Below are 10134 nucleotides of genomic sequence, written 5' to 3'. Positions count from 1 at the left end.
TTAAAATTAAATAATTTAAATAAAAAAGTCATTTTTCGTTGTAGGAAAATATTAAATTTTTAAATAAAAGACATAATTAATTAAAATTATAATTTGCTATTAGTATCTTTTTAAAAATATTTACAATTATTTTAATAGGTTATGCAAGAAGTCTAATTAATAAATTGCTGCCGCAAAAAACTAGTTTGTTTATCATTAAATATAAACTTTACAAAAAATATGGTAGAATAAATTTATTGTATATGATTTTAAAATATTATTTAATATTTTAAAATAAATGACTTTTTATTAAAAGAAAAATTTAATATGAAAATAAAAAACAAACTAAAAAGAGTATGTTGGAAAGTGATTGGTGATCTATCACAAGCTTTTAAAATAGCACGTGGTGCAATTAATCATGTTTTAATTAAAATGGGTTTTGACAAAGCTGAAACTATTAAGAGATCAGAAAATTTTATTCATCTCTTAAAAGAAGAAATAGCAGAATATAAAGAACATATTGAAGGTTATAAAGAATTAGTCAATAAGTTAAAAACGACTAATGCTGAATTAGAAAAACAATATTATGAAGCCCTTGCTAAAATAGCAAAAGAAAATGGGGAAGATTTTGTTTTAGAAAACAATAATAAAAATATTGCATTAGAGTCAAGACCAAAACAATTTAAAAAAAGCAATCCAACAAATAATTAAACCAGAGCGAGGAAAAAAAGATAACATCTAATATTCCGAAACAAGGTCAACAATATCAAAAAATTCTTAACAAAATTGATAATATTGATGAAGGATATGTATCAGATAAAGAACATGAAATATAAAAAATAAAAACAACAACATTGTTGTTGTTTTTATTTTCGTTTTCTTTGATAATTGTAAACCGATGTTAATACTCAATTTTGAGGACTTCATTTTGTTAATTTTTTTACAATTTTATTAACACTACCTGTTACAATATAATTTTTTCTTTTTACTTTTAATCCTTTTAGTAAACTTTTTCGAGCATAAGTAGATGTCTTCATAACTTTCACTGTTGAGTGATATTTTGCATCTTTCTGGTTACTACTTCGATTTCAGAAACCAGTTTTTAACGGCCCTGGACATAAGGTAATAACTCGAACTGGTGATTTTGTTTTTTTCAATTCCGTATTAATCGCCACTCCCAAACTTCAGACATAAGCTTTTGAAGCATAATAACTAGCAAAAACTGAGGCTGGCGTAAATGCCGCTAAACTACCAATGTTTAAAACACGTCCTTGTTGTTGCGCTATAAAACGTTGTACAAATAATTTTGTTAAAATATGGAGCGCTTTAATATTTAAATCAATCATATTCATTTCTTGCTCTAAACTAGATTCATTAAAATAACCTCATACACCATATCCAGCATTATTAATTAAAATTGTTACATTATCTTTTGCAACATCATTAAATAATTTTTCACAATTTTCTAAATTACTTAAATCATAATTAATCATTTTAATTGTTTGTGTTGGATATTTTTGCTGTAAAGCAGTAACAGGGGTTGTATCACGAGCAACAGCAACAACATTATAACCAAGTTTTAATAATTCTTCGCAATAACAATATCCTAATCCTTTACTAGCACCAGTAACAACAGCTCATTCTAAACTATTACTATTTGTTTTTTTCATTATTTTCTTGTCCATTTTCTAATTTTGGTTTTTTAATAACTGTCATATCAAATAATTTTTTACGATTTAAGAAAATATAATTTCCTGCTGCCGCTAATGATAATACCGTTGCTAAATAAATTGGAATCATAATAATTTGGTTTACTCAACCAAATTCATCTCATTGGCCTGTTTTTAAAGAATGACCACTAAACATACGAAAACCAATAAAAAATAAAATTGTCATTCCAAACATCTCCATTGCTGCTCGCACACGTCCTAATTGATTAGCAGCCATCACCACTTTTTGTGTTGCTAAAATTTGGCGAACAACATCAATTACAAAATCGCGAGCAATTAACAATACAACCATTCAAACTGGAATAATGTTTGCATAAGCAAAGACAATTAAAACAGTATTTGTTAGTAATTTATCGGCGATTGAATCAAAAAATTTGCCAAATGTTGTGACTTGATTGTAGCAACGAGCAATAAAACCATCTAATAAGTCAGTTAAGCTAGCAATAATAAATAAAATCCCAGCAATTAAATAACTAATTGGTAATGAATAAGTAACATTATCTCCTTTAATTGTTAATCATTGATCTCATCCATTATATAAGGAACTATTTTCAAATGGAACAATTACCATTAAAGCAATAATAACTGGGATTAAAAAAATCCGAATTAATGTAATACGATTAGCTCAATTCATTTTAAGTCCTCTTTTCTAAAAATATCTTATCCTAGATATGTTAATATTACTTACATATTATATTATATAAATGTATAATATTAAAGAAAGTTTATGAGGTGAGGGGAAAAATGATTAAAGAACTAGTACAATTACTTCAACAAAAACAAATGACAATTGCAGCATATGAATCAATAACAGGAGGTCTTTTTAAGTCATTATATAACTAATGTTCCAAATGCTAGTCATGTTTTTTAGGCAGTATTGTTACTTATACTAATAACATTAAAATTAAACTTGGTCATGTTTCCCAATCAATAATTACAAAATATGGTGTTGTTTCAAAAGAAACAGCTGAGGCAATGGCTTTTGCTTGTCAAAAACAATTTAATAGTGATTTTTCCATAAGTTTTACCAGTAATGCTGGTCCAGGCCAATTAGACAACTTGCCAGTTGGAACTGTGTTTGCAACTATTCTTTTTCAAAACCAAGCAACAACATTCGCATTAACATTTAATCCAACTTGATTACAAGAAAAAATTAAAATTGCAACTGTTACAACAATAATTAAACATTTACAACAAATTTTAGAAAAAGAACAAGGAATTAATAGTAAAAAAAAGATAAAAATAAACAGAAAGGAGAATAAAATAATGGAAGATAATAAACCAGTTTCTCCTGAAACAAAAACCGTTGACCAAGATGAAATTTTAAAAACAGTAATGAAAGAAATCGAAAAAACATATGGTAAAGGCGCTATTATGAAATTAGGGGATAAAAGCAACCTAACAATTGAAGCTGTCTCAACTGGAAGTTTATTACTTGATGAAGCAATTGGAGTTGGTGGTTATCCTAAAGGACGAATTATTGAAATTTTTGGGCCAGAATCATCAGGAAAAACAACTCTATCATTACATGCTATTGCTGAAATACAAAAAAATGGTGGGCGAGGAGCCTTTATTGATGCTGAACACGCTTTAGATCCAAATTATGCTAAAAAACTTGGTGTTAATATTGCTGAATTAATTATTGCCCAACCTGATTCAGGTGAACAAGCATTAGATATTTTAGAAACACTTGTTAAATCGAATGCAATTGATTTAGTTGTCATTGATTCTGTTGCCGCATTAGTGCCCAAAGTAGAATTAGAGGGAGAAATGAGTGATGTAACAATTGGTGCGCAAGCACGTTTAATGAGTAAAGCTTTACGAAAATTAAACGGAGTAATTAATAAGACAAATTCAATCGTTATTTTCATTAATCAAATTCGCGAAAAAGTTGGTGTTTTATTTGCTAATCCTGAAACAAGAGCAGGGGGGCGTGCTCTTCGTTTTTATGCTTCTGTCCGATTAGATGTTCGTCGTACTGAAACACTAACAACAGCAGGAGTAGCAACCGCCAATAAAGTAAAAATTAAAGTGGTTAAAAATAAGGTCTCACCGCCTTTTAAAACAGCTCTTGTTGATATTAATTATAATGAAGGAATTGATAAATATTATGAATTAATTGATTTAGCAGTAAAATATGATATTTTAGCAAAAACCGGGGTATGATATGCTTATCAAAATAATAAAATTTGTCAAGGCCGAGAACGTGTAAAAGAATATTTAAAAATGAATCCAGCAGTTTTTTTGGAAATTCAACAACAAATTATTAATAATTTTAAAACAAGACAACAAGATTAGTTAAATGAAAGATAATAAAAGAAAAAGTATTCTTTGAATAACTTTTTCTTTTATTATTTCGTATTATATTTAGTCTTTTTTTTGTTTTTTAAAATGACATTTTTCTAATAAAATCCGAAACTCATTCGGATCTTTTTTCTGAATAACATTAATTAGTTTAATTATAAAGATAATACTAGCGAAAAAAGCTTGTAAAATATTTGTGACAGCTATTTGGTAATTAATTTCTGGACTAATAACAGCATAACAAATTCAAACTAAAGAAGCAGTTATTAGTAATAAATACATTAGTAATGAAATTCCTTTTGTATTTCTTTTAATAATTGTTTTAATACTCTGCGGAATAAGATAAATGCTTGTTAAACTAGTCCCAACTCAACCAATAATTTCATAAGTTGCCATTTAAAACTTCTAAAATTCTATTTCCGTTTTAATGACATGTTTCATAAATCGTAAAGCGTTGGTTCAAATCTAGTGATTTGGCCCCACTAGTGTAACTAGCAAAGCTAATGTTAATTTCGTTGTATAGAGCATCATCACTAATTTTCGTTTGATATCATCCTAGTGGTTCAATATCTTCAAATTCTAATGCTGGTGACATATATGATCAAGTAATCGAACTATTTTGTAATAATTTTAATACTTCATAATGACCATAAACAGCTGGTTTTCAACTTTCTAAATTCGCAGGAAATTGGTTAATCGGAATATCAATTAATCTTGTGCGGTCTCATGTTCATAATGAACCAGCACCACCACTTCAAACAATTCGCTGGTTATTTTCTGCTGCAATTGTAATCATATTATTTGCAATTTTTACTAGTTCTTCAATACTGCGAGCACTAACTGTTGAAACTAAAACATCATGTCCAATTGCTTGGGCTTTAAGTTGTTCAAAATCGCTGGCATTGCCCACAAATTTAGTAATGGTAAAGTTATTATAATTGATAAGTTCATTAATAAGTTTCTGACCCAATTTACCTTGAGCCCCAATCAATAAAATTCTCATATTTTTCTCCTTTACTAATATCTTAACATATTTATTTTTTCTAGAATGGATAAATTAATAACTAAATTTTTTTCAAAAACCCTTATTTTATTGGCATCTTTAAAAAAGAAAAAATTATTTTTTTAAATCTTTTTTATAAAATAATTTGTTAAATTAAAAAATACTTGCAAAATTTTTGCAAATAAAATATAATAACAATGTAGTTAAAATAAATTGCATAAAGACTAATTAGTTATTAATATGGTCCAATCTTAATAATTAATTATGTTTTTAATTATATGTTTCCTTTGTAAAAAACTACAAAATGAAACCAACATTGCAAATAAGTACTCTTTATGATTGTATAATCATTTAACGGTCCAAAATATTACTTTTTTTAATAATTAATAACTAATAATTAATAACTAATTGCAATGTTGGTGGAAAAAATCTATATGTTGCCTTTGAGCGTTTTACTAACAGTAAAACGCTTTTTTTATAGCAAAATTAACTAGATAAGTTTATAATTATAATAAAGTATAAACAACAGAGGGGAATTATTTTACATGCAAAATGGATTAGAAAAGCAGTTGGAAGATACGTTTAAAAGTTCCGAGCAAGCAATGTTTGATGCTTTATTAAAAAGTTATTATTTAGATGATGATCAATTAGATTATTTGCATAAACATTATCGACCAATTTTTACTTTTGATGATAATGAAGCATGTATTTGTTTAAGTAATGAGCAATATGCAAATTGTTGCAAAACGAAGGTATTAAATTCAACTAAAAATCGTGCTCAATATATTTCAATTTTACAAGCAGTAGGGGACTTAACATTAAAAGAACAATATATTGAACAAGAAACAAAGCATTATCAACAAGTTTTAAAAAAATGTATTAAACAAAAATGTATTTTACAAGAATGTAATAATAAAGTTGGTCAGCATAATCTTTATTCGCTTGATATTAGTAAAAATCATTATTATTTAAATCGTTATCATTCTAAACATTTTTTTAAAAATATTAAAACATCTTTTTTAGATTTAACATCAACAGAGAAAGTACCTTATTTTTTTAATGTTTTTTGTCAAAAACATTTGAATGAATATCTTCAGTCAAACAAAACACTTGTACCGCAGTTAGAAGCATTATTAATGAATATTAACGATAATTTAGTGGATCATCAAGAAGTTTATGAAACATATATTAATTATTATTATAGTTTAAGTGTTGCTGAACAAGTGATTTTAACAATTAAACTTCGCCGAATTATGAAATTAACGTTAGTTTATCAATTAGAATTATCACGTTTATTAAATGATTTAGATAATCAACAACATAGCTATGTTGTTAAAAAAATAACTTTGCCAAAAGAAATTCATTCAATTGTCTGCAATGATATTCTATTAGCACAATTAACTCCAATCACTTTTCAAGCAATTAATTCACCGAATAATCCATTTTTACCAAATAAAATTTTATACACAAGATTAGTTAATAATGCGAAAAAAGGAGAAATTCATTTTATTTATCATAAAAATAATCGGATTTTAAATACTTACTTTGCTGAATGAGCAGAAAAAAATAAAAATGAAAAACAATGACAAAATTATCTATCAAGTATTATCCTTAATCAAGGAACCCATTTTTTAATTAATAAAAAATATTATGATAAACTAAATCAAAAAACAAAAGATTTAATTAATATTTATTATTATAATAGGTTTGAACAACCACGAAATTCAGCAGAAGAATTAATGCTCCAAACTTTTATTAATAATTTTAATAATGGCATTAATATTTTAAAATAGGAAGTTAATGAAAATGACAATCTTAGGATGAATTATAATTGGAGTTTTTCTTAGTTTATTATTTATTTTTATTGGTTTTTTAGGATGATTTTATCAAAAAAAACAGCAACTTTTTTTTCAAATTTTTAAACAATTAGAAGTTGAAAATCAAGAATATATTAATAATAATTTATCAAAATTAACTTTGCAAGAAATTAACGTTAAATTTAAATTAGAACCAGATGAAAAAGTATTTAGTAATATTCTTGTTACTGTTTATCTTCAACATAAATTAAAAAATAATCAAACTCATTCCAAATATACAATTCCATTTTCAAATGGAATTAGTGTTTGTTATGGGCAAGGTAAAAGAATTAAAGAAATGTATCAAATTCCATTTCAAAATGGTCATATGTTTATTACAAACCAAAGAATTTTAATTATAAATGAAGACATTACTACAACTTGACCATTAAGTGAAGTTAATAATCTTGAATTAAGTATTTTTCGAATTAATAATATTATATATCAAGGCTTTTATTTATATAGGGAACAAAAACGTTTTATGATTATTGTAAAAGGTTTAGAAACGCCATATCTAATTTATAAGGTGTGAAAGCATGAATCATAATTATTTAATTGGAATTATTTTATTTAGTACTATTTTAGGTGTTGCAATAATTATTGTTGCTATTTTAGCTTTATGCCAGCAACAAAAAATAAAACATTTTAGACAAAAGAAAAATGAACTACAAAAAATGATTGATAACAATCAAACATTGTTAAATGATAATTTAGTCGTAATTAAAATTAAATATGAATTGCCAAAAAATGAAATTTGTTATTATCAAGCACCAATTATTGGCTATGAAATAACAAAACCAAAAGAACTTCAACAAAATATCTACTACTTAACTCAACAAATGAAAGAACAATATTATATTGAATACTTGGCTGGTTATTTAAATCTTGCTACTAATAATGGTAAGGAAACAATTAATGGAACCATTTATGTTACAAATTACCGCTTAGTTTTTGAAACTAAAGATCAAAATCTTATTATTTGATTAAAAAATATTAATTTTGTTTTACCAAGTATTTTTAATCTTAATGGTTTTTATCAAATCGGTTTTTTTATTAGTACTACTGAAAAAATTTATCGCTTTATTACAAATGATGTTAAAATATCAATGACAATTTTTAAAACATGACAACAAAATAGGGGAGGCTAAGTAAACAATGAAAATGCATATTATTATTTTAGTTTTTTCATTAATCTTAATGTTAGCTTTATATACTTTTCATACTTTATTTTTTATTCATTATCAAAAACAAAAAGAAAATAATAAGGCAATTAAAGAATATAAATGAAAAGCAATGATAATTTTTATCTTTATTACCATCTATCTGCTTTTAACTCCACTTAATATTTTTATTATTATTGATTATATTTTATTAATGACTTTATCAAATATCTCAAATACATTTGCTTATTTATTTGTAATTATGGCAATTTGTAATTATGGCTTAATTTTAAGTTATTTAATTATTCAAACATTAATTAATAATAGTTTATGAATTAAAGTAAATGATGAAACCATTTTCTTTTTAGATGAAGAAATTATCTTATCGCAAGTGATTGGTATTGATATCAATGGTTTGTTTAATAAAGTTATTTATAAAGTTGATGGAGAAATTGAAAAAAAAGTTATTGTTGGGAAAAAAACATTTGAATTTTTAGAACAAATTAAATTAACAAATTAAAAAGCAATCAACCTGTTGGGAAAACCAGTTGATTGCTTTTTAATTTGTTTGGGTAATAAAAATAATTATGTTGGCGAAATAAGGATTTATGTAAATTATTTNTTNANNNTNANTTNANNNNTTGTAAACTGTAAAACGAAACGCGCTAAAACAACTCTTATTAAAGGGTTGTTTTTTTATTTGTAAACCCATAATTATTAATTAATTCAGAGAAAGGACAGCATCTTAAGTTCTTAAAATAGAAACTTTTTATCACAACTTTTATTAACTTTTTAAAAGTTGTATTACACATTTGTTAAATATCTTAGAAATCTTTACAAAGTGTACCTGTTTTTTCTCCTAATTTAAGGTGTTGTCTTTTCTCTGTTTCAATTAATTAATTTTGCTAATAAATAAAAAAATAATACCAAAGAAAGGAATGAGTAATGAAAATTAATAAACAAAAACAAATTTGCGATATTGATAACTGCTATAAAACAATATCATTCATTACTGAAGAATTTTTATCAAATAAAGTTTTATGAACTTGTGAAAAACATAAATATTTATTGAATAAAGTAAAAGATAAAACACAAAAGCAATTTTATCAGAAACTTGAAAATTCAAAAATTATCTTTGATTGAGAAACTGGTTNTTTTAAACTTTGATTTAATAAAACAGCTTAATGCAGGGTGGAACGGTTATTTTAAATAACTAAGTGTTTTTATTCCACATGAGGCGGTCTAGCCCAGCGGTAATCAGTCCGGAAATAATAGACGCTTTAACAAGCGATAGTCGTGATAAGTGCGAGGTCAACATCAAACGACAATAAATATTGAGATGGTCACTTTATAAATAAATTTGCGATAGATATTACTTCTTAGAAGTGGCGGCGGTTTTAATAAACCACAAAGCCAGCATTAGGCTCTTCAAGGTGCGAGTAGATTTATTTTAAAAACTGAACGTTTTGACCTGAAATGGTGCGGGTGAAGAGAGAGAAAACTCTCTGGCTCCAAAAAGAAAAAACAACTGTCTATNNTATTAAACAAACANNNTNNNATTAAACAAACAACATACCGCCACCGCTCACCTTCAAAGTGAAGCGGATGGCGTAGTAAATAAATANATAAATANTTAATTATATAACTAACTCTCGCTTTGGCACTTTCACTTGGAAGTGAGTGCCAGCGAGTTAAAACTAGGAGGATAAATAATGACATATAAATTAAAAGATTGAATTGATATTTATAATAAAAATTTAAATATTGAAGTTTGAAGTTGTCAAAGTATTATTTTTAAAGGAAGAATAANAGATTTTAAANATTATGAANTTTTTAAANACTGTAAAATTATTGAACAATCAGTAAATANNGATTTTCATTATTTTTACATAAATATATCAAATTTGGTAAAGCAATAATTTAGGAGGTTTATATGAAAAAGAAAATTTGTCTTAAAAAAAGATATTGAGGTTATTGTTTTCATAAAGAATGTAATCAAGAAAATAAATTACAAGAATTAATGCGTAAAAGTTATTCAGTATCATTTGAAGATATGACTGATGAACATTGAGCATTAGGGAAACAAAATTAGGAGGAATNAA

12 protein-coding genes and 1 pseudogene are annotated in these 10134 nt (G+C 25.5%); 9 read left to right on the top strand and 4 right to left on the bottom strand.

The window, feature by feature from the left end:
* Window positions 1–345 precede the first annotated feature (345 nt).
* Window positions 346–690 carry a hypothetical protein gene (locus tag BST80_RS01275; RefSeq protein WP_415745607.1) on the top strand — a complete coding sequence of 115 codons (345 nt, stop codon included), beginning with the start codon at window positions 346–348 and terminating at the stop codon, window positions 688–690.
* Window positions 691–845: 155 nt separating this feature from the next.
* On the opposite strand, the gene BST80_RS01270 is transcribed toward BST80_RS01275, so the two are convergent.
* Window positions 846–1649, bottom strand: a complete 804-nt coding sequence (locus BST80_RS01270) for an SDR family NAD(P)-dependent oxidoreductase (protein WP_415745606.1) — start codon at window positions 1647–1649, stop codon at window positions 846–848.
* Complete coding sequence (gene pgsA, locus BST80_RS01265) at window positions 1633–2343, bottom strand: CDP-diacylglycerol--glycerol-3-phosphate 3-phosphatidyltransferase (RefSeq protein ID WP_415745605.1); 711 nt, start codon at window positions 2341–2343, stop codon at window positions 1633–1635. The genes BST80_RS01270 and pgsA overlap by 17 nt, the downstream gene beginning before the upstream one ends.
* 110 nt (window positions 2344–2453) lie before the next feature.
* Between pgsA and BST80_RS01260 the strand changes: the two genes are divergently transcribed.
* The 3 genes and pseudogenes from BST80_RS01260 (at window position 2454) to recA (ending at window position 4007) form a co-directional block, all read left to right on the top strand.
* Complete coding sequence (locus BST80_RS01260; protein WP_415745604.1) at window positions 2454–2552, top strand: CinA family protein; 99 nt, start codon at window positions 2454–2456, stop codon at window positions 2550–2552.
* 24 nt (window positions 2553–2576) lie between these two features.
* A pseudogene (locus tag BST80_RS01255) lies at window positions 2577–2891 on the top strand (CinA family protein); the annotation flags it as partial.
* 84 nt (window positions 2892–2975) lie between these two features.
* Window positions 2976–4007, top strand: coding sequence for a recombinase RecA (recA, locus tag BST80_RS01250; RefSeq protein ID WP_415745608.1), 1032 nt, complete (start codon window positions 2976–2978; stop codon window positions 4005–4007).
* 69 nt (window positions 4008–4076) lie between these two features.
* On the opposite strand, the gene BST80_RS01245 is transcribed toward recA, so the two are convergent.
* Both BST80_RS01245 and BST80_RS01240 read right to left on the bottom strand, forming a co-directional pair.
* Window positions 4077–4409: a SemiSWEET family sugar transporter gene (locus tag BST80_RS01245; RefSeq protein ID WP_415745603.1), complete on the bottom strand. Its 333-nt coding sequence runs from the start codon at window positions 4407–4409 to the stop codon at window positions 4077–4079.
* A gap of 28 nt (window positions 4410–4437) precedes the next feature.
* Window positions 4438–5016, bottom strand: a complete 579-nt coding sequence (locus tag BST80_RS01240; RefSeq protein WP_415745602.1) for an NAD(P)-dependent oxidoreductase — start codon at window positions 5014–5016, stop codon at window positions 4438–4440.
* 545 nt (window positions 5017–5561) lie between these two features.
* Between BST80_RS01240 and BST80_RS01235 the strand changes: the two genes are divergently transcribed.
* The 5 genes from BST80_RS01235 (at window position 5562) to BST80_RS01215 (ending at window position 10124) form a co-directional block, all read left to right on the top strand.
* Window positions 5562–6809: a hypothetical protein gene (locus BST80_RS01235; protein WP_415745601.1), complete on the top strand. Its 1248-nt coding sequence runs from the start codon at window positions 5562–5564 to the stop codon at window positions 6807–6809.
* Window positions 6810–6816: 7 nt separating this feature from the next.
* The gene (locus tag BST80_RS01230; protein WP_415745600.1) at window positions 6817–7419 is read left to right on the top strand and encodes a hypothetical protein; all 603 of its coding nucleotides are present in this window, start codon (window positions 6817–6819) and stop codon (window positions 7417–7419) included.
* The gene (locus BST80_RS01225; protein ID WP_415745599.1) at window positions 7409–8020 is read left to right on the top strand and encodes a hypothetical protein; all 612 of its coding nucleotides are present in this window, start codon (window positions 7409–7411) and stop codon (window positions 8018–8020) included. The genes BST80_RS01230 and BST80_RS01225 overlap by 11 nt, the downstream gene beginning before the upstream one ends.
* A 7-nt stretch (window positions 8021–8027) precedes the next feature.
* Entirely contained in the window at window positions 8028–8552 is a 525-nt protein-coding gene (locus BST80_RS01220) for a hypothetical protein (RefSeq protein ID WP_415745598.1), read from the top strand.
* A gap of 1413 nt (window positions 8553–9965) precedes the next feature.
* Window positions 9966–10124, top strand: coding sequence for a hypothetical protein (locus BST80_RS01215; protein ID WP_400249391.1), 159 nt, complete (start codon window positions 9966–9968; stop codon window positions 10122–10124).
* Window positions 10125–10134 lie beyond the last annotated feature (10 nt).

This window comes from Spiroplasma sp. Moj (assembly GCF_016082285.1).
Taxonomy (GTDB): Bacteria; Bacillota_I; Bacilli_A; order Mycoplasmatales; family Mycoplasmataceae; genus Spiroplasma; species Spiroplasma phoeniceum.
Note: the sequence above shows the minus strand (reverse complement) of the source record. Positions and strands in the feature narration are given on the sequence as shown.